This is a genomic window from uncultured Fluviicola sp. (assembly GCF_902168135.1).
Classification (GTDB): Bacteria; Bacteroidota; Bacteroidia; order Flavobacteriales_D; family Crocinitomicaceae; genus Fluviicola.
This window is the reverse complement of record NZ_CABHOL010000050.1, coordinates 1-25,415: the sequence shown is the minus strand read 5'-3', so window position 1 is coordinate 25,415 and position 25,415 is coordinate 1. Positions and strand designations below refer to the sequence as shown.

Sequence of the window (25,415 nt, the reverse complement as noted above, 5' to 3'; positions counted from 1 at the left end):
CGGTCTTCACCAGCTACAGCTGGTTCTTCTTTTCAATCCGCTTCTTCATTTCTTCCAGGTCCGACATAAACGAACCGGTTTGAGCCAAAAGCATGGCTTCTTTAATCGCTTTTTGAGCTTTTTTGAATTTCAATCGTTTCTCTAAAAGCAAGGCTTCGTGATAGAAGAGCAATCCCCTGTCGATTCCTTTAAGTTTTCGTGCAAAAACCAATAACTTTTCCATCTCTTCAAATTCTTCCTGGATCAATAAACAATCCAAAAAGTAAGTGTAAGTCTCCAGGTAATCGATGTTTGCTGCAATCGCTTCCCTGAAATAGGAATTTGCCAGCGGATAATCCTTGAAGATCTCCAGATTTACTCTTCCCATCAGGCAGAGCGCAATCGGGTTATTTTCTTCGTATGCCATGGCATAATTCAACGATTCCAAAGCTTCTTCCAGGTTGTATGGATAATAGTCCAAAGCTTTTACCAGGTAAATATTTGCTGTCATGAGTCTAATTCTTTTCGTAGTTGCTGTTTCAATTGAGTACGTTGTTTCTTAAAAGTCTTCTCCGCTTTTTTGGGTTTGAAATCCATTCCGGTAAAAGTTCTCACCGGGTTTCCGCGCTCCAGTTGGTGATGCTGCGACCATGTTTGGTTGACAACAGCCACTAGTTTTTCACTTTGGACTTTTTCCAGTTTTTCACGAATACGTTCGCGGGCTATCTTCTTGTTTTGAAGCTGTGAACGGCTTTCCTGCACAAAAACCATTGTTCCGCTCTGGGGATGAATTGCCCGAACCGCTGAACTGACTTTGTTTACGTGCTGTCCGCCTGAACCACTGCTGCGAACCGATTGATAAACAATCTCATTTTCGTTCCAGCCGGTAATTTCCGCCGGATTTACTTCAAAAATCCCCACAAACCAGTTCTTCCGCCCATGATTGGGACGATACGGACTCTTGCCCCTGGGCTGAAGCTTCGGCGCAGGCCTATGAATCCATTGTATCGTCCCTAACCAGGATTGAATTGCTGTCTGAATCGCAATTCCGTTGATTTGGATGGTGGCGGATAAAATCATTCCGCTTTCGGGGCCGGCAGTCCGATCGATTACTTCAACCTGCAGACCTTTTTGTCGCAAATCTGCAAGCAAAGCTCCCAGGATTTTTCCGGCGGCCAATTGGCACTCCAGAGGACCTTTTGCTGTTGTGATATGAATTATTTTCGTTTCCATATGTTTTGTGTTTAACTGTCCTTCGCATCAGGCAATTTGTCATTGCTTTGCTCAAATTTTCTACCATTGCGGCGGACTAACATGTCCCTCGGCTTTTCCATCCGTCAACTGACGGACGGAGCCTCAGTCTTCACTAAGCTGCGCTTTCCATCGGCTTTTCCATCTTGTGAGATGGAGCCTCAGTCTTCACTAAGCTGCGCTTTCCATCGGCTTTTCCATCTTGTGAGATGGAGCCTCAGTCTTCACTAAGCTGCGCTTAGTTCTTATCCATTCTTACAATCTTCGGAGCAAATGTCCCGATCGTTTCTACCAATTCCTGCTGATTCCCCATGACCTGGTGAATGTTTTTGTATGCCATCGGAGCTTCGTCAACCGCTCCTCCGATCAAACTGACACCGGCATTGCTCAGGATTTTCATCATCTCGCTTTTGGTAAACCTGCTCTTGCATTCGGAGCGGGAGAACACACGTCCGGCGCCATGGGATGCAGAATTCAGACTGGAAGCATTTCCTAATCCACGGACAATAAATCCGGGAGCTGTCATACTTCCCGGAATGATTCCCCATTCACCCAAACCGGCTGGTGTTGCACCCTTTCGATGTACAATGCATTCTTTGCCATTCACGGTTTCTTTCCATGCAAAATTGTGGTGGTTCTCTATCGTCATCAACATGCGGAGCCCCAACTTTTTGGTCAATCGTGCGTGAATATCATCGTGACAAGCTTTTGCGTATTCACCGGCAAGGTTCATGGCATTCCAGTATTCTTGTCCGTCATGCGTGTCCAGGTTCAACCAGGCCAAATGCTGCACTTGTCTCGGCAAAGGACATTGTTTCACAGCCAGCTGCGTGTATTGTTTCGCAATAGCTGCACCCAAACCGCGAGATCCGCTATGACTCAGTAAAGCGAAATATTCTCCCGGAGGAATTCCAGCATCCGAAGCGGTAATGGTTACTGTTCCGAATTCCACAAAGTGGTTTCCGCCTCCGGAAGTTCCCAATTGCTGGTATGCCTTGGTTTTCAACTTTCTCAAAAGCGGAATTTCACGAAACAGCCTGCTTTCCATAACCGGATGATCGTGCTTGATCTTGTGCGTTTCAACCATTCCGAACTTCGTATGTTCCGAAAGCAAATTCTCCAGTTGATGCGTTTTCCCATTGAAAAACGACGCCGGCGCATCGAAAATGCTCAGTGACATCCGGCAACCGATATCTACTCCGACTCCGTAAGGAATCACTGCGTTATCCGTTGCCAAAACGCCCCCGATCGGTAAGCCGTAACCGTAATGTGCATCAGGCATCAATGCTCCCTGTACTGAAACCGGAAGTTTCAAAGCCTGGTAAAACTGATGTTTTGTTTTGTCATCAATTTCGTTTTCGCCGTAGATCAAAAACGGTGAACGTTCGATCTTCAATTCGTTGAATTTCACCTCAACCGGTGCAATGAGTCCTTCTGCAATTTTGCCCCAAATCCCATCTCCGATGTATTCATCCGGAGCGTAAAGCAATTCGGAAAGTTCTTTCAGGACGCGGTCTTTTGTTTCTCTTTTTTTATACCTGCTGATCAGCCCTAAGGCGATGTTTACAGTGTTGTCGTTGGGGAAGCCTATCTTCAGTAAGTCTTTCCCCTTAATCTTATTTCCCATAAAATTTGATTCTAAGGGTCGAAGTAAAATTCCAATCTCCGCGTTACTCAATAATTTTAGACAACTCATTTACTTCAGTAAACTCATTGCCTGAAAATTATCGAAAGCCTTGATCTTGAAATTTTCTTCCAACCCAATTGAAATGCGAACAAACAGTTTCATTCCAATCATTTTTAACTTTCTTGATTAGTCCTTTTGGACAAGAGAGATTCCGGGAAATTTGGTGGTACCTAAAACAAAAAAATCCGAAACCTCTAAGAGCTTCGGATTTTCATATAAAGATGATTTTTTAAATCGCTATTGAAAAACCCAAAGCCCGAGCACACCAGCATCCTTGCCAGTTGGAGCTCCTAATGTCATACTGAAATTGCTCATTGCTTCGGTTTTTAAAATTGTTATACTTCTTGTTAGTTGTCGACTTATTCTTTAGCGACGGCACAACACTTGTGCAATAGCTTCAGCGACGGCACAAATGTAACGCAAAAAAAATGATACGGTTGTGCATGAATTGAAAAAAAATTTTGGAGGACTTCAGCTTATTACGTAGTAATAAAAAATTTTGAATGTGGATCAAATCTGATGAGATTCCCCTTTAAAAAGTAACTTTCACCCGGTAAATCTTACTCAATCCGTTCTCATTTTGGTTCACATAATCCTGGAATTCATCCATGTTTTTAAAGTCTTTCGATTGCAGTGAATTTCGCTTGGCGGTAAAGTACAAAGTCTGCGTTTTTTCATCGTAGAACGGACAGTATTCCATGTATTTGGTATTGATCATCGCCCCCAGGTTTTCCCCTTTCTGCCAGACCCCGTTTTGGTCTTTTTTTGCCATGTACAAATCGCCGCTTCCCATGCCGTCCGGGGTATTGTATTTCGTGTAAATCAGGAAACGTTCATCACTGGAAATGAATGCGTTGAATTCGTATCCGGAGCTATTGATATGGTCATTTAAAAGTACCGGCGCAGCGTACTTTTTACCGTTCCATGCACAAAAATAAATGTCATCTTTCCCCTTACCCGTTTTGGCATCCATGGTGAAGTACAGGTTGTTGTTTTTGCTCAATGTCGGGTAGAACTCATTGTTCCCGGAATTGACCGGTTTTCCGAGATTAATCGGTTCTGACCATGCATCTGAAATCGTTTTTCGTTCGACGTACCACAAATCAAAATTTTTGTTGGTTTCTTTTGCTCCTTTTTCGGGTCTGTCGGAAGCAAAATAAAGACGCAATCCATCATCCGCAAGAAAAGGTTCCATGTAGCTGTTTTCGTCGCAAAAAGGCAGTAATTCGGCCTCCGACCAGGTGTTTCCTGAGTTAGTAATTCGTGCCAACTGTGAAATGGTTCCGTCAGGACTTTGCACCGTGAAAAAGGCCTCCGTTCCATCTTTGAAAATGCAAAAATCACGTACGTTTAAGAATTGGTTGAGGCTTTTATCGAATAAGGTTACTTCCAAAGAATCCTGTGCAACCGAAAATCCGGTGATGAATAGTGTTAAGAGCAGTTTGAATCGCAGCATGCTGATGAATTGTTTGTTTGCGAATGTACTGAATCCATCTCCAATTAACCTTGTCTGAAAAAGTAGAATTTTCGGATTAAAGCTTTCAATGAATGGTTTTGATATACGTCCTCAAAAAAACGAGTACGGAAAATCGCAACTGCAATAAAAAACGCAAAACATATATTTGACCAAACTTAAACTAAAATGATAAACTTACTGAAAAGCAAAATTCAAGAGCTTATCGTCAGCGAAAGCTCACTGGATTACCCGGGAAGTATTTCACTCCCATTAGAACTGATCAAGACTGCTAACCTGCAAGAATTCGAACAGGTTTTTGTCAATAACAAAACGAACGGAGCAAGAATCAACACTTACGTTGTAATCAGTAAAAAAGCAGGATTCGTAAGTCTGAACGGAGCTGCGTCTCACCATTTCAAGAAAGGCGATATTATTCATGTGCTCAGCTATCGTTTGGTAGGTGAAAAAAATGTTTCCAAACACAAACCGATTCTTGTTCGGGCGGATCTCGGCAACAGGGTTATTGAAGCCAAACCTTATTTTATTTGATCATGATCGTTTTTATTGCTCTTGCCGGAAGTTTGGTTGTCATTTACCTGGTGCTGTTTTTCATTTTGAAGCAATCCCTTTCGATCAGTCAAATTAGATTTCAATCTGCTGAAGATCTTCAAAACCGATCTTCTGATCCTTTGATTTCAGATGAACGTTTGCTCCGAAAAACTGCTTTTGAAAATGTCAGTATGCATCGTTCGCAAGCTTTTTACACGGATGAAGATATGGAAGCACCGTTTGATTTCATTGTTGTAACAGATCGAAAATCAAAAACTCCGCTGCTATCAAGCAGGTCTTACACGAACCAATCTGTTATTCGGAAACAACTGCACGCTCATGACCCGGAAGATTATTTAACTCTTGTGTTGGATCCGGATGAGGACTACGTTCTCCTTGATCGTTTATCGGGAAATTTAGCGCATCCGCTTTTCCTTAAAATGCGCGAACGGATCTTTATGAATTACTATATCCGGGTACTAAAAGCTTATCCGAAACATCATATTATACTGATGGCCCGCTCAAGTCCGGATGAACGCTTACTTACCAAATACCTGCGACTGGGTTTCCACATCGTGGGAAAACAAAAACACAACGGGGTAACACATTGGATTGTATTACTTCCCGGAAAAAAATCTACAAAAGCATTGTCCCAAAGCGCCAAACAATATTTCTTATTTAAACTTTTCACCTAAGATGTTGACCAAATTAAAAGCCACGTTTACCCTCATGCGCTGGTTTCATGAGGTAGTTGTCATGATTCCATTCGTTGCATTGTATGGATGCACTTATTACTTCGGGAAATCTCAGATGCAAACTTCTTTTGGGGGTATCGTTTTGTTGTGTTTTGCAGTGCAATTACTAATTGCAGCAGGCTGCGTGATGAATGACATCCGGGATAAGGAAATTGATGCTGTAAACAAACCGAATTCGCGTATCATCGGAAGGATTTATACTGTGAGGCAAAGCTACCTGCTGTTTATTGTCTTAATGTCCCTGGCATTTTTGGTCAGTATCGTACTAACGATTTTCTATTTTCGTGACTGGTGGTGGATTTCCCTTACGATTGTTGGTCTGTCTTTTCTGTACAATCTTTGGCTTAAAAGAACACCGCTTGTCGGAAACCTGCTGATGGCAGGAATGACCGCCTGGATTGCATTAGTCATTAAAGCATACCTTTCAAAAGACCTGACCGCAATAAACAGCGAACCACTAAATCTCTTATTTGATCTGTTTGCTCTGATATCATTCGCGATTATTGTACCCCGGGAATTAAGTCTTGATATTTCTGATCTCCAGGGCGATTTAAGTGATGAATGTTATACGCTTCCGGCAAAAATAGGTGAGCAAAATAGCAAGTGGGTGGTAACCGCCTTCCTTATTCTATTTGTCATCAGCGGAGGATTCGTCTCGTACTTTTATCCTTATCAGCGCATTACCTTCGGAATTGGAAGTGGGTTGATTATTTTTTACCTGTTTTGGTTGTTCCGGTGCAAAGAGCGAATCGACTACATTCGTGCAGGTCGTTTTCTTTGGGCAATCATGATTGTAATGTTCCTGCTGGCAACTTATTTTACCTTCCCCTGATCTCAAAACAGCAGGGATGCGATAAAAAAACAGTAGGGACGCGAAGCATCACGTCCCTACCTGGTGTACACCAGTAATTTGCCGAAAAACAAAAACCCCGAAGCGATGAAAACATCTGCTTCGGGGTTTTGTTAATATTTAAATCAGCTTAAGCCAATACTTCTTTCACTTTATCTGCTGCTTCCTGCAACAATACAGCTGAATGTACATTCAATCCTGAATCATCAATGATCTTTTTCGCTTCAATTGCATTTGTTCCCTGCAAACGAACGATGATCGGAACCGGAATATTCCCGATGCTCTTGTAAGCATCAACAACTCCCTGAGCCACACGGTCGCAACGAACGATACCACCGAAAATATTGATCAAAATTGCTTTTACGTTCGGGTCTTTCAAAATGATGTGGAATGCTTTTTCAACGCGCTCAGCATCTGCTGTTCCACCAACGTCTAAGAAGTTAGCAGGGTTACCACCGGAATACTTGATGATATCCATAGTAGCCATCGCCAAACCAGCTCCGTTTACCATACAGGCAACGTTTCCGTCCAGTTTCACGAAATTCAATCCTGCTGCATCAGCTTCAACATCCAACGGATCTTCTTCTGAAGTATCGCGCATAGCTGCGTAATCCGGGTGACGGTACAATCCGTTTCCATCCAAAGTTACTTTCGCATCTACTGCAATGATCTTGTTATCTGAAGTTTTCAATACCGGGTTGATCTCGAACATCGCAGCATCACATCCTTCGTAAGCATTGTATAAGTTCACAACAAATTTTGTCATTTGTTTGAAAGCTTCTCCTGACAATCCAAGGTTGAAGGCAATCTTACGAGCCTGGAATCCCTGAATTCCTACACGAGGATCGATTTCTTCTTTGAAAATCAAATGTGGAGTATCGTGAGCAACTGTTTCGATATCCATTCCACCTTCCGTAGAGTACATGATGGTGTTGCGTCCCTTTTCACGGTCCAATAAAACGGACATATAGAACTCTTCTACTTCAGCTTCACCCGGGTAATAAACGTCCTCAGCCAGCAAAATTTTGCTCACCAATTTCCCTTTCCCGTTTGTTTGAGCAGTTTCAAGGTGTCCTCCAAGGATTCCTTTTACTTTCTCCTCAACCTGGTCAATTCCTTTTGCCAAAACTACACCGTTAGAACCAGTTTCCTGAACGATCCCTTTACCGCGACCTCCAGCGTGGATCTGTGCTTTTACCACATACCAACCTGTTCCTGTTTCCTCTGTCAATTTTTTAGCTGCAGCAACTGCATCCTCTACTTTTTCTACAACAACTCCGCGCTGGATAGCAACACCGTATTTTTGTAAAATTGATTTTCCTTGATATTCGTGTAAGTTCATGACAACTTTTTAAATTTTTGGTGCGCTAAAGGTAAACATTTAATTGGTTCGCGATAATCAGAAGAAGATAAAAATTCGCCGGAATTGTAAAATTTCCGCTCCCTGTTTTCATTCCCCAAAAATCTTTGAATTCGAAAATACCCGTCGAGATTAAAATTCGATTAGAATTGATGTTTCAACCAAATCTTAACCAATAGATTGCCTAATTTTAAACGGAGTTCATTTATTGATGTTATGAAATTGTTCAAAACAAAAAAATTTTGGAAGCGGTTTGTCCTGTATCTGATTGTTACGCCCATGCTGCTCTTTTCACTGGTTGTATTGATCGTTTATTGGAAACAGGACGCTTTGGTGCAGGAGTTGATAGCGACACTGAACAAAGATTTCAAGGGTGAAATCCGGGTTTTTGACAGTCATGTTTCCCCTTTTGAGAACTTTCCGCATATTTCCATCGACCTGGAAAACGTGCGCATTTATGAAGCGAAAAAGCTGTCAGAAAAACCCATTTTAAAAATCAAAGATGTATATGTTGGTTTTGATATCTGGACAATCCTTTCCGGAAAGACCGAAATCAAATCGATTAAAGCAGAAAACGGGAAAATCTTCCTCACCCAGCACAACGACGGAAGTCTGAACTTATTAAATGCATTAAGCTCTGATAAGGAAGCAGAAGCTATCGAAGAAGAACTCCACCTGGACCTGAAATCCATCGGTTTGAAGAATATCGATGTTCAGAAATACAATGAAGCCACACAGGTATTGATTGATATAGATATTGAAAAGGCTCATACAGGCTTTAAGATGGTTCAGGATATAATCGATGCAGAATTGGACAGCAAATTCCAGGTCTCCATTTCACAGCACGGAAAACCTACGTATTTACAACACAAGCACCTCGAGTTCTCAACCGAAGTTTTCTTCAATAAAGTCACTAACATCCTTCGTATCGATCCGACTGAAATTCACCTGGAAAAATCCTTCTTCGGTATTCGGGGATCCATGGATTTCGACAATGACCTCTTTGTGGATTTAAAACTGAACGGGGACAAACCGAATTTCAACCTGTTCATTGCCCTTGCTCCCAACGAATTGATCCGTGTATTTGAAGAATATGAAAACCGCGGACAGATTTATTTCAATGCTTCCGTCAAAGGAAAAACACTCAACGGAAAAATGCCTGCAATACGGGCAGATTTCGGCTGCAGAGACGCTTTCTTCAGCAACGAACTGACGCACAAAAAGGTAGATGGAATCCGTTTCAAAGGTTATTTCACCAATGGGAAAGAACGCAGACCGGAAAGTATGGAATTTGGAATCTCGGATCTCAGCGCCCGTCCCGAAACCGGCAAATTTACCGGCCTGATAAAAGTCAAAAACTTCGTGGAGCCGGATGTCGATATGCAATTAATCTCCGATTTCAACCTGGATTTCCTGTCGAAATTCATCAATGCCAAAGAATTTACCGGCTTAAAGGGAAATGTCAAACTCACGATGAAATTTCATGACATCATTGATCTGAATCATCCCGAAAAAAGCCTCGAGAAACTGAATGAAGCTTACGAAACAAAGCTGGACATCAGTAACCTGGCTTTCCACTCCAAACAACTGCCCTATCCGATTCACGACATAGACCTGAAAGCACACCTGGAAGGACACATGGCAAAAATTGATCTCTGCAGGCTAAAAGTGGGACGAAGCGATATTTCGATACTTGGTGATGTAAGCGACATTCCTGCCATTATCCACCATACCAACATTCCTGTTACCACACAGCTGACAATTGAATCCAATCGCATGGACGTGAGTGAATTGTCGAAATCAGATGCCGCGTCAAAACCAAAGGTCGATGAAGAAATCAGCAATTTCAAAGCACAATTTAAATTCATCACCAGTGCAAGAGCCATTACCGAATCTCCGACACTCCCGCTGGGTGAATTCTACATCGATAACCTGTATGCGAAGCTGAAACATTACCCGCATGTATTGCACGATTTCCATGCAGATGTAATTATCCGGGACGATAATTTTAAAGTGGTTGATTTCACCGGTCAGATTGATCATTCGGACTTCCATTTCAACGGCGGACTGACAAATTACAACCTGTGGTTTGAAGACAAACTGAACGGAAATACAACCATCGACTTTCAGCTCAATTCCAACAAACTGAAGCTGGAAGATTTACTGGTTTACAAAGGAGAAAATTTTATTCCTGTGGATTACCGTCACGAAGAGCTTGATAATCTGAAATTTCACGGGAATGTAGCACTCCACTTTAATCACGGATTACAATCCACAGACCTCAAACTGGATCATTTCCATGCAAAAATGAAGGTCCATCCTCTGCGCATTGACCAGCTTGATGGCCGGTTCCACCTGGAAAACGAACATCTGGTGGTACAGGAAATGGATTTAAAACTGGGGCACTCGGATTTGCACATGGATATGAACTATTATTTAGGGAAAGACCATACCTTAAAAAAGAGAGATAACCTGATCCATTTGAGCTCAAATCGCATGGATGTTGATCAATTGGTGAATTACACCGAACAGGCACCCAAATCCGCATCTGAAAACAAGGTAAAACATCCGGATCACGACAAAGGTTTCAGCATTTATGACATTCCTTTTCCGGAAATGGAAGTAAGCCTGAAAATCAATGATCTGAAATACCACAAATACCATATCACACAATTGAACACACAATTCCATACCAAAAGCAATCACCATGTCACTTTCTCCAGGTGTGATTTACATGCTGCAGGCGGACAACTCGGGATGACCGGGTATTTCAGCGGTACAGACCGAAATCATATTTATCTGAGACCTCATCTTACCCTTAAAAACATCGAATTGGACCAGTTAATGCTGAAGTTCGACAATTTCGGACAGGACCACGTAGTTTCGGAAAACCTTCACGGAAGACTTTCGGGAGAATTAACCGGAAAGATTCATTTACATGCCGACATGACTCCGAAAATCGATGATAGCGACATCGAGCTGAAGATCGAAGTTTTGAAGGGAAGACTGGAAAATTTTGCACCACTGAGAAGCCTGGCAGATTATTTCCAGGACAAAAACCTGACGAAAATCCATTTCGACAGTCTCCAAAATTCATTGAAGCTGAAACACGGAGAACTCCTCGTACCGAAAATGGGGATCAACACTTCTCTCGGTTACCTGGAATTATCCGGAAAACAGGATGTTAAGATGAATATGGAATATTATGTCAGTGTTCCGCTAAAAATGGTTACTGAAGCCGGATTTAAAAAACTCTTCAAAAGAAGACGGGAAGAAGTTTCGGAAGACCAGATAGATGAAGTTCAGTACAAAACAGACAAAATGCGCTTTGTAACAGTGAAAATTGTGGGAAATACCGATAATTTCTCTGTTGGGCTAAGTAAGCAGAAGAAACATAAAACGGTTTAACCTTCAAATAACTAACACTAGCTATTTAATTTTGTTAGTTAAAAAACAATTCGATACATTTGCTTCATGAATAGTCCAATGCATAACAGCGCTTATTATTATCAGTTTCTAAATTTAGGAACCGAATAAGTCGTTATGCAAACTTTATAGCTGTGAAGCCCGGTTCTTTTTTGAGCCGGGCTTTTTTTATTCATCCATTTTTCTTTTGAAATGAAACAACAATTTGAAAAGTACACAAAAGATGATCTTGCCGTTTGGTCTTTGTTATTCGAAAGGCAGGTCGAAAACCTGGAACACAAAGCTTGTTCCGCTTACCTGGAATCATTGGCGAAAATGCGGGAGGTACTAAATCCGCATGAATTACCCAATTTTGAACGCATCAATAATTGGTTCAAACAATATACCGGGTGGGAAATCTATTGTGTGCCCGGATTGATTGAAGTAGCAGATTTTTTTGACCTGCTGGCAGAAAAGAAGTTTCCTTCATCAACCTGGCTGCGTTCAAAAGACAAACTGGATTACCTGGAAGAACCGGATATGTTCCACGATATTTTCGGACATGTTCCGCTACTCTGTAATGAAAGCTATTCGACTTTCGTGCACGAATTCGGCAAACTGGGCAAACAGTTTAAGGGAAATGCGGAGCGGATGCTGGAATTACAACGCTTATACTGGTTTACCATCGAGTTCGGGTTAATTTCTGATAAGGAGGGACCGCGTATCTTCGGAGCAGGAATCATTTCTTCTTTTCACGAGTCTATTTCCAGTCTTTCAGGCAGAGAAGTGAACCATATTCCGTTTGATCTGAACACTGTCATTCAAACGGATTTTTGCACCAGCGAATTGCAGCAGACATACTTTGTAATCGACCACCTGGAACAATTAGAAACAGCAGTAAAAACACTTTCAAATACTTTAAGTCATGAATTGGAACATTTTAGCACATCAATTTAGAAGCGTCATTCATTTCCGCAATCAAACAGAACTGGCACAATTTGTCCTGGAAATAGCTCAGGTAGCTGATCAGATGGATCATCATCCGGACTTGTCGGTAAAACACTGCTCGGAGCTTAGTATCTCCATCTATTCACATGACAAGGGGGGAATTACCCAGCGGGATTACCGGTTAAAAGAAGCAATTGATGAGTTATATACTCGGAAAAATAGTGGCGTAAACTAAAGTCTGAAAACCAATGGGGATAGTCCTGAAATTGCGGACTATTCCCATTGATTTAAAAAAATTTCATCCCTGACCAAAGGTTTTTTCAAGCAGGATTGTTTAGACAGTAAAACAAATCAATTCTATGAAAAAACAAGTATTATTTATCGCTTTCGCTGGTGCTCTGAGCACATTAAATGCACAATCATTTCCGAACGGAGGATTTGAGAACTGGACCAACCAGGTAACTTATGAAGATCCGCAATATTGGACGGGCATGAACATGATGAGTATGTTCGGTGCGGAGGAAACGGCTATCAAATCAACGGATGCCCACGGCGGAACTTATGCTTTAAAACTGGTTACCAGTGTGAGTGACATCGGTAATGACGGGGAAATGGATACGCTGCCGGGAATATTGATACTAGGAACAACTGATATTTTAAATGGCACGGGAACAAGCGGCTATCCTTTCATACACCGACCGGATTCACTGGTGGGCTGGTACAAATTGACTTCCCCGGATAATGATCCTTTTCAGCTGCAGGTAAGTGCTACCAAATGGGATGCCGGTAACAGCAGCCAGGAAACAATCGGCGCTACTTACTATCAGGGACAACCAAGTGCAACTTATGTTCGTTTCAGCGTTCCGATCACTTATTCGGATAACTCACTTCCGGATTCTGTCCAGGCATTTATCGGAAACGCTTCAAACGGATCCGGGGCAGGTAACGAATTGTATTTGGATGACTTGCAATTTATTTACAACAGCACAGCCGGATTGGAAGAACAAACAGCACAAATCCGTTTATATCCAAACCCCGTAAGCTCTCAACTGTTCATTCAAAGCGATCAGCCGATTCAGCAACTATTTGTAAGAGATCTTCACGGGAAGCAGGTTTTCGAACTAAACACCAATACCGAATACTACCAGTTGGAAACGGGTGATCTCACACCGGGAGTTTATTTCTGTGAATTATACTTCTCGAACGGATCATCACAGCGTTTGAAATTCGTCAAACAATAAATGTTTAAGTACCCCGAATCCTAAGAAAGACCTGTAATTTGCAGGTCTTTTTTTTATAAAATAATTTGCTGTTTTTTTTGATCTTTTTCGTGATTACACCCAAGGTTTTTGAGTTGAAAATTGTCTTGTAATTAGAAACATATAATTCAAATACCATGAAACGAACAATCGAAAAAATGCACCTCTTAACGGGAATTCTTTTAATCGCCGGAAAATTTGCAGCAGCCCAGGAACCCGCTCCAAAAGCGAGCAACTACCTGGAAGTTTCTTACGGACCTCACGCTTCTTTGAGCTTTCAATCCCTAAGTACAAGCAACAACGACCAGGACCAGTTTGAGTTCAATAATTTCAATAACCTGGGAACATTTGGCATCCGTTACGACCACCTGTTGAATCCGTCATTCAGCTTAGGAATTGATTTCTACTACCTGCAGAAAAAATCCACAGGCACCATGATTGAATACAACACCGGAATTCAAAGCAGCGCAGAATACATTATCAACCGCTTTAAAACACAAGTCCGTATTGCTTACCACTTCCCCATTTCCAATCCGAACCTGGATGTTTACCTGGGCGGTGGGATCGGTATCAACAATCAAACAAGAAAACTATTCCTTAACGGTACCGAAACATCCAGGAATGAATACCCGTCCTACCTTCATCTGCCTGTTTCATTGAGAACCTATGCCGGACTGCGCTATTCTTTCTCCAAACATTTCGGGGTAAATGCGGAACTGGGAATCGGCGGGCCTTTACTGAACGCCGGGTTTCATTTTCGCTTCTAACTAATCGCTGTTTTTTACTTTCAATAATTCCGCCTAATTTTGGCGGAATTATTTTTTTTGAAAAAAAATAACTTTTGACCAAAGGTTTTTGATTTTGCAATTGTTTATTCACTGAAACCTCATCTTTGAGCAAAGAATATGAAAAAAAAACAACCAGGATCCTTTTGGAAATTTGCACTTCTTATCGGGTTGCTTTTGCCCGGATTTACAAACGCGCAAACTCCCGAAAAGACCTATAAAAAATTTAATCTTTCCCTGGGTTACGGATTGGTGAGCTATTTCTACAGTCCGAACCAGGAAATTACCAATTATTACTGGAGTGATTCCGTAAACAATATTTCATCCTCACAAACAGACGTGGTAGTTACGGATGTAAAGATCAAACCGATCTACCTGCGTTTCGATTACAAATGGGACCCGAAAAACAGCATTGGTTTCATGGCTATTTACAATGGCTATAAAGCTTCGGGAATACGTACCGACTCTATTTGGAACGGAAATACCTACGATATTTCCAATACTGATCTGTTTTACAGCATGCACCGTCTGCGGTTCCAGGTTGTTTATACACGTCATTTTTTTGTGGACCGTCCGCGGGTAAACACCTATTTCTATACATCTCTGGGAGTAAACCTGAAATTCAATAAGTTCAAAGAAGAAAGCCAGGAAGGATTACCAAACTACTCAAGCTTTGATGTTTCGCGCGGTTTCCCGATTTCCAGCAGGTTGTGTTACGGTTTACGATACAATTTTAGTGAAAGCATGAGTTTGCATACCGAATTCGGATTGGGAGGCCCACTTTTATCCATTGGTTTAACTGCTAAATTTTAAATACAATACTCCCGTGGAAATCGAACTGATAAAACGTTGTATTCAAGAGGACAGAAGAGCACAGGAACTCTTTTACAAGCAGTGTTATGCTCAATTTATCGGCACGGCCTATCGTTACTCGAACGGAAAGGAACAAGCGGTCCATTTTTTCAACCTGGGTTTTGTAAACATTTTACTCAACCTGAAAAAGTACAATACCGAAAACCCTTTCGACTATTGGGCAAAGCGCGTATTGATCAATACGATCCTGAATGAACTGAAGAAAGAAAAACGCGAGTATGAACGTGTCCAGCCAACGGAAAACATTTCCGAATACACCCGAACAACCTGGGATGAAGAAGAAGACGCCATTATTCGTGAGAAAATTGACTTGATCAAAGAAAAAGCCGATTTACTGCCCCCGATGACCAAAAATGTATTCAATCTCTATACGATTGATGGTTATAAACATCATGAAATTGCCAGTTTACTGGATATTAATGAAAACACCAGTATGTGGCACTATTCGGATGCCAAAAAGAAATTGCGAAAAATGTTAGACATCAATTAATGCGCGATGAAAGATTTTAACAACATAGAAGCGGATCCGATTCCGGAAGGATTGGAATTCAACGAAAGCTACATGCACGATGCTTTTGCAATGTATGATGCTGAAAAACGCAAGCGAAAACGCAGACTACTCATCTGGTGGATTACTTCTGCCCTTGGTTTTTCTTCCGTTTTACTGATCGGGATTTTCTTTTTCACACGTGGGGAAGCTGAAAATCATTCTAATAAACAAAACACTTCCGACAGCAAAGTACTTGCACAGCGATTCTCTGCCGATTCAGATTCTGTTGCTGAGAAACACGATCAAAAAGTGGAGCCAAAGAGCGGGGATGAATCATCAGTTTCCGGTACTGACCAGAACCAAACAACAAATGCTTCAACCCTGAAATCAAGATTCAATAAGAATTTGAAGACAGCTAAAGCAGACAGGCTGGTGAATTCAGGAAGTGCATTCAAAAAGAACCGGAGTATCGACCCCACGACCGATAAAAGCATTCGGGAAAAGCCCGGTAACAACCAAAAAATCCCGACTGATCTTCCATTTTCGAACGAAACAACTCCCGGAAACACCCTTCAACATGAAACGGATGGAATTGCTGAATCCGTTTTATCCAAAACAGCTCCTGAACCGATTCATTTGCCTTTCAAACCTGCTGTACTTGCTTTTGTTGGTGATAGTGCTGCCAAAATTCCGGCACATGACCAACAAATGCCGCTTCAGGCAGCCGAAAATGACACACGTAAACATCACGTGTTTCTAAATCTTGGAGTGAATACTTTGTTCGGGATGAAAGAATTACAGAACAGGGCAACATTCAGAGAAAGCATCGGTGTTTCGTACAATTACCGAATCAATCCAAAACTTTCAATTGGCGCAGGGATGGATTACCATTCCATTTCAAGGATTTCCTACAAGCGAAAGATCGGTGATACCACCAATTCGGATAAAACAACCACCATATTGAATAAGACAACTTTGAACTACATCAGTTTTTCGCCTCAAATTCAATATCACTTCCTGCCGAAGCATACGCTTACTGCCGGATTCGGAATTGAATACCTGTTGGTTGATCCGGGTGAACGCTACGAAATTGACAATTATACCCAGGAAACCCCGAAAAGAACAAACAGCAAATTATACTACAGTACTTTCAATCGTTTTAACTTCTCCGCATCACTCGGATATACGTATCAGTTCAGCCGGTTCATGGCTGTTCATGCGTCTTACTATTATGGGTTTACGGATATTACTATCAATACGGATTTCAATAAAACCTTCGACCGCAACAGCAGATTGCAAATCGGTTTAAAAATCAAATTGTATTAAATGAGTAGGGGCGAATCCCGTACGTACGGGACTCCCCTACTCTATTTTCAATTCGTAATTATTTAATGCGCGTGTAATTTCCAGGTAGAGGTAATGTCTCTTGATGCCGCATTTTTATTCGTTTTCTCTGTCAGATCTTTCCAAATCTGCCCGATTCCGGCTTCCAATGCAGCTTTTTCATCCGTAAACATATCCCACATTACGGTTGGATCCTGGAAATAATGCTTCACGAAATTTGTATCAAAATCTCCTGAACGGAATGCCGGATGCATCATGACAAACTTCCCGAAATCCAGGGTTGTTTTCAATCCGGAGATCTCGTAATTATTGATTGCAATGATCATTTTGTCCATCGCTTCCTCACGGGTTTCTCCCCAAACAACCAATTTAGCTATCATCGGATCGTAATAGATCGGAACCTCCATTCCCTCTTCAAAAGCATCGTCCACACGCGCCATGTCTTTACGTGGTCTGCGGTAACGGTTCAATGTACCGATGTCCGGGATAAATCCGTTCAAAGTATCTTCTGCATATACACGCACTTCGATCGAATGCCCGTGAATGCTTAATTCGTCCTGTAATTTCGGCAAACGCTCCCCGCGTGCTACGCGAACCTGCCATTCAACCAAATCCGTTCCGGTAATTTCCTCCGTAACCGGATGCTCTACCTGCAAACGTGTGTTCATTTCCAGGAAGTAGAAATTTAAGTCCGCATCCAGCAAAAACTCCACAGTTCCGGCACCTTCATAATTACATGCTTTACAAACTGCAACTGCCGCTTCCCCCATACGCTTGCGCAATTCCGGGTTTAGAACAGCAGATGGAGCTTCCTCCACTACTTTTTGGTGGCGGCGCTGAATAGAACATTCACGCTCGAATAAGTAAACCGTATTTCCCAATTGGTCAGCAAAAACCTGTATCTCGATGTGACGTGGCTTTGTAACGAATTTCTCAATGAAAACCGCATCATCCCCGAAGGAAGAACGGGCCTCACTTTGAGCCATTTTCATCTGCTCTTCGAATTCTGCTACATGTTCTACCAAACGCATTCCTTTTCCTCCACCGCCGGCAGATGCTTTGATTAAAATCGGGAAACCTACTTCCGCCGCAATTTTTTTCGCTGCCTCAACATCCGTAATTGCTTCATCTACTCCCGGAACCAAAGGAACATTGTAATTCTTTACAGCTTGTTTAGCAGAAAGCTTGTCTCCCATGATTTCCATAGCTTCCGGAGAAGGACCGATAAACTTAATTCCTGCTTCTTTTACTTTTCTGGCAAATCCTGCATTTTCAGACAAGAAACCGTATCCGGGGTGAATTCCTTCAACTCCTAATTCCTTACAGTATTTTAAGATCAGGTCTTGTTGCAAATATGATTCTGACGAAGGGGATTTCCCCACATATACTGCTTCGTCTGCCTCGTGAACATGCGGCGCGTTTGCATCTGCATCCGAATAAATTGCTACGGTAGCAATATTCATTTTCTTTAATGAGCGGATTACTCTTCGAGCGATCTCGCCTCTATTTGCAATTAAAACTTTTTTCATAGATCATTTCAATGGCGGTAAAAATAAGTAAAGTGCAATTAATGACCTATAAAGATCCGTACTCTTTAATAACAAAATAGAGATCGCAAGCCTTAAAAAGCTCAAACGATAACCTAAATTACGGATTTGGTGTAGTACCCGGAACCGGTTCAGGCATAGTAGCAGGCACATTGTTTTCTTCCTCTTTATTCTCAACAGGAATCGCGGGTGACTGCCCCGGAATATAATCCACCGGAACGCGGTTTTTACGTTTGGAGTTGTTCACCTTGTTTTTCTTTCGGAACAAATTGGCGAAGAACTCAATGATCCGTGATTCGGAAATATTATTGAAAGATTCCTCGTAATGCAAACCGACACCCTGGGTAAATTCTCCCTTATCCTTGTTACTCAAAATTCCTTTATCATTTGATTCGTTGAAGATCGATACACGGAATGTTCCGTCATCATTAATCAGGTATTCCAGGTTGAAAGAACCGATCAGGGAATTCTGTGCCGTACCTGTCGTGGTATTATTGGAAACTCCCAGGGAGGTTTTCAATACAATATTTTGTTTCGCTCCATAAGCACGTTGCAGTCCCAACTGGAAATTCTTATCTCCCGTTACGGAATTATCGTTGTATCCGACATTGATCTTCGTTTCTTTGGATAATTGATCAAAAGCAGCATTCAACTGCTGGGTAATCACTTCCGCAACCCCGCCGTAGCTTCCACCCGTTCCACCTGTTCCCTGGAAGCGGTTGAATGCCAGTAAGGAGAAGAATTGCTTTTGAAGTTCATCTTTGTCAGAGCGGATTTTACTGAGAACTTCCTTACCTGATTCACTCACGTTAGGTACTTCAATGTCCAGTGTAATGGACGGATTGGAAAGCGTCTGCCCGATAATCAATACACAGTGAACCTCCGATTTGGTTTCTGCAGAACCTCCGATCTGATCCCTGTTCAACTCGTCCAAACTCGCATTTACCCTGTAATAAGCTTTGATATCCAGATTTGCCTCTTCTGGAGTCCCTGTCCAGTTGATCGTACTTCCCTGGGCAATCTGGAATTCTTTTTTCAACGGATTCAGTACAAAAAGGTATTTCCCGCTGTTGATCGTATATCGCCCGGTCATTGCTACATGGTTCTGCTGGTCAATAGATAATTCCACATTTCCACGGCCGGTTGCCTCAATCTCTTCCCCGGTTTGTTCGTTCAGGATCAATTTGATTTTAGCCTCAGGTGTTGCTTCTATTTTTAAATTTAAATCAACTCCGGTCAAATCAAGTTCTTTTTCCGCGGCAATGGAATCGGTATTGAAATCGATAAAATCAAACTCACTGATTTCTTTCGCACCATACATCGGTAGATTCACCTCCGTATCTTTCTCCGTTTTTGCATCAACTATGATCTCCGTATTTCCTTTTTCGATCAGGATACTTGCAGTTCCCGTAGCATATGCTTTTCCATAATAAACCGTTCCTTCTTTGTAGCCCGTATTCAATACCATAAATCTTTTGGGCGCACTCAAAGGGCGTTTACTCACAGGATCTCTAAAACCGCTTACTGATTCGTCAAATTTGACATCAAAGCTCATGGAGAAATCCTTGAAATTGTTGTGGAATATCGTTGTGAGGGCGTAAGCCGTATTTCCTTCATCATCCATTACCGGGAAAGCTCCGTAAATACCATCGTTCTTACCATCAAACTTAAGCGGTCCTCCAAGGCTGTAATGTGTTCCTAAAATACCCACTCTCAATCCACCTTTCTTCAATTGCAGATCTCCCGTAATTTCAGGCTCGTCAATACTTCCCGTTGCATGGATTACTCCCTTCAATGTTCCGCTGATATCCGAAATAACTTCCGGATCTATGAATGCATTTGCAAAAGACAAAGCCATATCCTTAAACTCCAGGTCAAAGTTGATATTGTCCTCTTTTTTCATCGGAAGAACATACCCGTTAAAGTCGAAAGTCTGCAGATTTCGGTACTTAAGATCCCCATTCAAAATAATCTTCTGTTCCAGGTCGAGCCAAATTCCGTTCAGATGCACATCCCCCACTTCCTGACCTTCCAGGAAGAAATCCTTCAAAACAAAGTCCCCGTCTATTTTAATGTCTGTAAATGGTGTTGCCAAACGCGCTGTTCCGTCCAGGCTTCCTTCCATTTTAACTCCTGTTCCCATCAGTGACGAGAATTCCTCCACGTGCAGTTCATGAGCATTGATTGTCAGGTAATCTTCCGGATTTTCAGAAAGAACGCCATTTACGGCCAGGTATTGGTTATCGCGTTCCAGCATCAAATGTTTGATCTCAAAGTGTTTCTTCTTGTAAACCATCTGACCGGTATTCATGATTTCCCACTTATTGTTCTTCACCGAGAAATAGGATGGCTTTACCTGGATATCAAATTCTCCTTCTTCACGCACATCGACAATGAAATCAAAATCGGAAGTATTGGGAACATCTTTGTTCCAGATCAAATCTGTTTTGTAAATGTTCCTGGTCCCGTCCATTGTGAGCTGGATATTTTCTACATCCAACGAGTCTCTTAATTGGGTTTTACCGGCATTCAGCGTAAGTGTTCCGTTACCTTGCATAAATTCCTGGTGCAAGACAACATCCGTCAAAAATGCATCACTTTTATCGTTCAACAGTTTTTCATAACTGATCTTAGACGACTGGATATCCAGCATTTGGTGATGTATCCGCGAATCAAGCTCCAATTTCACTACTGTTCCATAAGCTATTTCCAGCTTCGGCACAAAAATATTGAGGAAATCCCGGGAATTCTTGATCGTAGCATTTAGTTCAAAATGATCCGTCGATTGCATTCCTCTTGGAAATTCTTTCGGGGAGAAATAAGAAGGGAATGCATCCGAAAGTCCGTTATTTATAGCAATCGGAATGGTATTGAAATTGATCTTTCCATTCAGATCGGCATCTACGATATCACTTCTTAGTTCAAAACGGTCACTTTCCGGATTTCGCTCAATATAAAGACTTAGTTCCGGTAAAGCCATTTTTTTACCCTGATCAACAAACTCAATTCCATTAGCATTGATCAGTCCTTCATAGGTCTCCAATGAGTTCCCTCTAATATCCAAATCCAAATTCCCGATAAAAGAAGATTCCGGATCCTTCACAAAATTCAACTGCCCCAGATTTGCCTGTTCGATTCCTACCTTAAAGTCAAAATGCTGTACTTTAGACACATCTATCAACCCAGTGAATGCCAGTTTCAAATTGGGATCCCCTACTTTTAGATCTGCATCCAGGATATTATTAATGAACGAACCGTTCGACACGGAAATATTCGAATAGCTGTAGTCATTAAACATGAATTTGGTGACTTCTCCTTCCAGGGTTTCCAGGCGGATCAAGTCTTTCTGTCCAACGACCCCACTCAAATAAACCTGTCCGGTCACATTCCCGAAAGTCGGATTATCCAGGAATTGCCCCAGGTTAAAACTGTCAACAACAATGTCGTAACGTTCACCTGTTGTCCTGTCAAACGCATAACCACCCTCTTTCAATTTGGTAAAAGTGATTTCATTATCCAGCTGCACAGCGCCCAGCATACATTGCAGTTTATCGCTCTTTAAAGCAAATTTATCGGTAGAGCCATGCACCGTTGTATTCCGCACCTCTGCGTATTGCAGCCTGTCGATCATTTCATCGAAGTTCACGCGGTTTTGTCCGGCATCTTTGGGTAGTTTGATCTTTTCCACATCTGAAAAATCGATCAGTGCGTAATCTACACGCTGATTGAAATTAGAGGCCGAAAGATTCCTGAAATCCGGTAAGGAGTAATTTCCCCGGACTATACTTCGCGTTCCAAAACGCAGGTCCAGGTTATCAATTTTCAGATCTTTAACTTTTTTGGTAACTACTGCACTCAAAGAAACCACCTCATTCATTCCTTCAAGAGCGGTTCCGAATTGAGAAATATCCCAAAAACTAACCTTCGAAGAATCAATTACAGCGTCAAACGATACCGTGTCTACAAAATCATGAAGTCCCTGCAGGGAATTCATCAGCATGTGCAATTTGGAGGCATAGATAGTTGAGCGAGAAGTATTGATTTCTACTTTGCTAAGTAAAATTCCCTTATGCGGGTGTATTATGGCATCAGCAAATAAATGCCTCAGCCAGAAGCCACATTTTTCCTGGGTTTGCAAATGTTTTAACCGGAATGCAAGCACGCCCTTTTCTTCCTTAAAGTCTGTAATATGCAGGATCACATTATTGAATTTCAGGTGGTCGTAATCCATCCCGTATGTATTTCTCCCCTTCCGATTGTCGTCATAAGAAATGGTAACCCACTCAATATCTATGTTTTCAATGGTTACTTTCGGCGGATCTTTTTTGGGTTTATTGGACTTTTTCCCGGAGAAATAATCGGCGATAAATTCATAATTGTAATTTCCCGTAATCGTATCCCGTTCAATTCCAACTCTTCCTTTCGATAGCCCAACACTTTTCAGGTTAATATACTTTCCACCGAAATCAAAACTTTTTACACGCACCATAACTTGCTGCAGGGATGCCAATGTATCTCCATGCAGATCCCGGACAAAAACATCTTTCAAATACACTTTATCGAAAAAGACAATATCAATCTTCCCGATGCGTAATTCTGTATTTAATTCTTTGGATAAAAAGTTAGTTACGAGCGAACCCAAATAGGTCTGAAACTGGCTCGTACGAATGGCAAAAGCAAAAAGAATGAGTATCAAAAGAACCCATTCAAAAGAAATCCCTACTATTCTACCTAGTATTTTGAGTACTTTTGCCATGTATTATATACAAATTTAACAAAGTTGAGCCAACAATCGTTAGTAATTCTGGGAATTGAATCATCTTGTGATGACACTTCCGCTGCTATTCTCAAAGATGATACCATTTTATCCAACGTGACGGCAACTCAGGCCATTCACGAACAATATGGTGGCGTAGTCCCTGAATTAGCCTCGCGTGCACATCAACAGAACATCATTCCGGTTGTTGACGCAGCCCTAAAAAAGGCGGCTCTTACTTTGAAAGATATTGATTTAATAGCATTTACACAAGGCCCGGGATTGATGGGTTCATTGGTTGTTGGAACTGCCTTTGCAAAATCTCTGAGCCTTGCACTGAACAAACCCATGGTTGCGGTTCACCATATGCATGCACATATTTTAGCACATTTTATCAATGAAGGTGTTCCCGTTCCGGGATTCCCATTCATCTGTATGACGGTTTCCGGCGGACACACCCAACTGGTGCGCATCGACTCACCGACAGAAATGGTTGTTTTGGGAAGTACCATTGACGATGCGGCCGGCGAAGCTTTTGATAAAACAGCAAAAATCCTTGGCTTTCCTTATCCGGGCGGACCTTTGATCGATAAATATGCCAAAGAAGGAAATCCGGATGCATTCTCTTTTGCGAAACCACAAGTCGAAGGTTACAACTTCAGCTTTAGCGGACTAAAAACCTCCGTGCTTTACTTTATCCAAAAAGAGATAGCTAAAAATCCGAATTTCGTCGAAGAAAACAAAGCCGATTTGTGTGCTTCCATTCAAGCAACAATTTTGGAGATTTTATTCAAACAGCTCCGAAAAGTTTCTGCTGATACAGGAATAAAGGACATTGCCATTGCAGGCGGCGTTTCTGCCAACTCGGGACTGCGTGCAAAACTGGCAGAAGAAGGTCGGAAACTGGGATGGAACGTTTTTATTCCCAAATTCGAATACTGCACCGATAATGCCGCTATGATAGCAATTGCCGGAAAATTCTTAGCGGAAAAACAGCAGTTTGCGCAACAGGATATCAGTGCCGATGCGCGATTACCATTTGTGAAGCCATGAAAAAAGTTGATCTTCCAAGAGCATTCGTTGAACGTGTAAGCAAGGACCCCTTTTTAGGAGATTCACTGCTTGAGGCCTTAGAAACCCAGCAACCGGTTGCAATCAGGATTAATTCCTCCAAAGGAAATTCTACATTTACCGGGTTGGAAGAAATTCCCTGGTCAAAGAATGGTTTTTACCTCAAAGAAAGACCTGTTTTTACTCTGGACCCGCATTTTCACGGCGGACGTTATTATCCGCAGGAAGCGGGGTCTCAATTCATTGACAGCATACTTCGACAACTAGACCTTCCGGAAGAACCGGTAATCTTGGATTTATGTGCCGCACCGGGAGGAAAAAGTACACTTATTGCAGATTTTCTCCAGGGAAAAGGATTGCTTCTGGCTAATGAAGTGATCCAGAACAGATCTAAGATATTGAAAGAAAACCTCACCAAGTGGGGAGCAAAAAACAGCCTGGTCAGCAATAACGATCCTGCTGATTTCGACGGCTTGAAAAGTATCTTTGACTGCATACTGATTGATGCTCCATGCTCCGGAGAAGGCATGTTCCGCAAAGACCCGGATGCCCGCAGCGAATGGTCGGAAGAATCCGTTAACCTATGTGCTTCGCGCCAAAAAAGGATTGTAATGGATGTTTGGGATTCGCTGAAACCACAAGGTTTTTTGATCTATTCGACCTGTACTTTCAATGCTCAGGAGAACGAAGATAATATACGCTGGATCCTGGAACAAACGGATTCTAAAATCCATGAAATAAACCTTCCATTTGCGAAAACAGGACGCGAAGGGATTGGCCATTATGCACTTCCTTCCGAGCTAAAAACAGAAGGTTTCTACGTCGTTGTCATTCAAAAATCGGGTGAAGAACGCGCACAGAAAAACAAAAACAAGAAAAAAAGCACACTAACAAGATTAAAACGCGAGGCCTGGCACCGTGAATGGATCGGTGATTCAAAGGCAGATTTGGTCCAATGGAATAATTACGTTTTTGCACTCCCGGAAGGTTCAAGTGAATTAGTAGAAACACTTCATTCCCAGCTGCGAATTATCAAATTAGGAACAGAAT

General features: G+C 41.9%; 20 protein-coding genes. 13 read left to right on the top strand and 7 right to left on the bottom strand.

Translation table 11 applies throughout. The features are described 5' to 3' along the window. Positions 1 to 13: 13 nt before the first annotated feature. The 4 genes from QZT69_RS16920 to QZT69_RS16905 all read right to left on the bottom strand — a co-directional run bounded on the left by QZT69_RS16920 (position 14) and on the right by QZT69_RS16905 (position 4,373). On the bottom strand, positions 14 to 490 hold the full coding sequence (locus QZT69_RS16920; RefSeq protein WP_294678191.1) for a hypothetical protein: 477 nt from the start codon (positions 488 to 490) through the stop codon (positions 14 to 16). Further along, entirely contained in the window at positions 487 to 1,212 is a 726-nt protein-coding gene (gene prfH, locus QZT69_RS16915; RefSeq protein ID WP_294678187.1) for a peptide chain release factor H, read from the bottom strand. Before prfH ends, QZT69_RS16920 begins: the two co-directional genes overlap by 4 nt. Before the next feature lie 256 nt (positions 1,213 to 1,468). Then, complete coding sequence (locus tag QZT69_RS16910; protein ID WP_294678179.1) at positions 1,469 to 2,857, bottom strand: RtcB family protein; 1,389 nt, start codon at positions 2,855 to 2,857, stop codon at positions 1,469 to 1,471. 592 nt (positions 2,858 to 3,449) lie between these two features. Beyond that, a complete protein-coding gene (locus QZT69_RS16905; protein WP_294678171.1) occupies positions 3,450 to 4,373 on the bottom strand; it encodes a hypothetical protein in 924 nt (307 codons plus the stop codon). Positions 4,374 to 4,559: 186 nt separating this feature from the next. Here QZT69_RS16905 and QZT69_RS16900 point away from each other — a divergent pair, with 186 nt between their 5' ends. From QZT69_RS16900 to QZT69_RS16890, 3 genes are read left to right on the top strand one after another with little or no spacing between them, the layout of a single operon-like run. Further along, positions 4,560 to 4,922, top strand: a complete 363-nt coding sequence (locus tag QZT69_RS16900) for an aspartate 1-decarboxylase (RefSeq protein WP_294678164.1) — start codon at positions 4,560 to 4,562, stop codon at positions 4,920 to 4,922. A 2-nt stretch (positions 4,923 to 4,924) separates the two neighbouring features. Beyond that, positions 4,925 to 5,617, top strand: a complete 693-nt coding sequence (locus tag QZT69_RS16895; RefSeq protein WP_294678161.1) for a hypothetical protein — start codon at positions 4,925 to 4,927, stop codon at positions 5,615 to 5,617. Position 5,618: 1 nt separating this feature from the next. Then, entirely contained in the window at positions 5,619 to 6,509 is an 891-nt protein-coding gene (locus QZT69_RS16890) for a UbiA family prenyltransferase (protein WP_294678155.1), read from the top strand. A gap of 148 nt (positions 6,510 to 6,657) precedes the next feature. On the opposite strand, the gene sucC is transcribed toward QZT69_RS16890, so the two are convergent. Continuing rightward, entirely contained in the window at positions 6,658 to 7,869 is a 1,212-nt protein-coding gene (gene sucC, locus QZT69_RS16885; protein ID WP_294678150.1) for an ADP-forming succinate--CoA ligase subunit beta, read from the bottom strand. Positions 7,870 to 8,103: 234 nt separating this feature from the next. On the opposite strand from sucC, the gene QZT69_RS16880 reads away from it, so the two are divergent. The 8 genes from QZT69_RS16880 to QZT69_RS16845 all read left to right on the top strand — a co-directional run bounded on the left by QZT69_RS16880 (position 8,104) and on the right by QZT69_RS16845 (position 16,973). After that, positions 8,104 to 11,295 (top strand): AsmA-like C-terminal region-containing protein, encoded by a 3,192-nt coding sequence (locus tag QZT69_RS16880; protein WP_294678141.1) that lies wholly within the window; start codon positions 8,104 to 8,106, stop codon positions 11,293 to 11,295. 210 nt (positions 11,296 to 11,505) lie between these two features. Then, positions 11,506 to 12,249: a phenylalanine 4-monooxygenase gene (locus tag QZT69_RS16875; RefSeq protein ID WP_294678135.1), complete on the top strand. Its 744-nt coding sequence runs from the start codon at positions 11,506 to 11,508 to the stop codon at positions 12,247 to 12,249. Further along, entirely contained in the window at positions 12,218 to 12,475 is a 258-nt protein-coding gene (locus QZT69_RS16870; RefSeq protein ID WP_294678134.1) for a 4a-hydroxytetrahydrobiopterin dehydratase, read from the top strand. The genes QZT69_RS16875 and QZT69_RS16870 overlap by 32 nt, the downstream gene beginning before the upstream one ends. Positions 12,476 to 12,599: 124 nt before the next feature. Continuing rightward, positions 12,600 to 13,481, top strand: coding sequence for a T9SS type A sorting domain-containing protein (locus tag QZT69_RS16865; RefSeq protein ID WP_294678128.1), 882 nt, complete (start codon positions 12,600 to 12,602; stop codon positions 13,479 to 13,481). Positions 13,482 to 13,636: 155 nt separating this feature from the next. After that, positions 13,637 to 14,266: an outer membrane beta-barrel protein gene (locus QZT69_RS16860; protein ID WP_294678110.1), complete on the top strand. Its 630-nt coding sequence runs from the start codon at positions 13,637 to 13,639 to the stop codon at positions 14,264 to 14,266. A 138-nt stretch (positions 14,267 to 14,404) separates the two neighbouring features. Next, the gene (locus tag QZT69_RS16855; RefSeq protein ID WP_294678103.1) at positions 14,405 to 15,097 is read left to right on the top strand and encodes a hypothetical protein; all 693 of its coding nucleotides are present in this window, start codon (positions 14,405 to 14,407) and stop codon (positions 15,095 to 15,097) included. Between the two features lie 13 nt (positions 15,098 to 15,110). Further along, positions 15,111 to 15,647 (top strand): RNA polymerase sigma factor, encoded by a 537-nt coding sequence (locus tag QZT69_RS16850; RefSeq protein ID WP_294678096.1) that lies wholly within the window; start codon positions 15,111 to 15,113, stop codon positions 15,645 to 15,647. A 6-nt stretch (positions 15,648 to 15,653) separates the two neighbouring features. Continuing rightward, complete coding sequence (locus QZT69_RS16845; RefSeq protein WP_294678090.1) at positions 15,654 to 16,973, top strand: outer membrane beta-barrel protein; 1,320 nt, start codon at positions 15,654 to 15,656, stop codon at positions 16,971 to 16,973. 62 nt (positions 16,974 to 17,035) lie between these two features. Here QZT69_RS16845 and QZT69_RS16840 read toward each other — a convergent pair whose 3' ends face one another. Together QZT69_RS16840 and QZT69_RS16835 are read right to left on the bottom strand one after the other, a co-directional pair. Then, a complete protein-coding gene (locus tag QZT69_RS16840) occupies positions 17,036 to 18,520 on the bottom strand; it encodes an acetyl/propionyl/methylcrotonyl-CoA carboxylase subunit alpha (protein ID WP_294678082.1) in 1,485 nt (494 codons plus the stop codon). Positions 18,521 to 18,638: 118 nt separating this feature from the next. After that, positions 18,639 to 23,294: a translocation/assembly module TamB domain-containing protein gene (locus QZT69_RS16835; protein WP_294678072.1), complete on the bottom strand. Its 4,656-nt coding sequence runs from the start codon at positions 23,292 to 23,294 to the stop codon at positions 18,639 to 18,641. A gap of 24 nt (positions 23,295 to 23,318) precedes the next feature. On the opposite strand from QZT69_RS16835, the gene tsaD reads away from it, so the two are divergent. Together tsaD and QZT69_RS16825 are read left to right on the top strand one after the other, a co-directional pair. Next, positions 23,319 to 24,347 carry a tRNA (adenosine(37)-N6)-threonylcarbamoyltransferase complex transferase subunit TsaD gene (tsaD, locus tag QZT69_RS16830; RefSeq protein ID WP_294678064.1) on the top strand — a complete coding sequence of 343 codons (1,029 nt, stop codon included), beginning with the start codon at positions 23,319 to 23,321 and terminating at the stop codon, positions 24,345 to 24,347. Continuing rightward, a partial coding sequence (locus QZT69_RS16825) for an RsmB/NOP family class I SAM-dependent RNA methyltransferase (RefSeq protein ID WP_294678056.1) occupies positions 24,344 to 25,415 on the top strand: 1,072 nt, incomplete at its 3' end. The genes tsaD and QZT69_RS16825, both read left to right, overlap by 4 nt.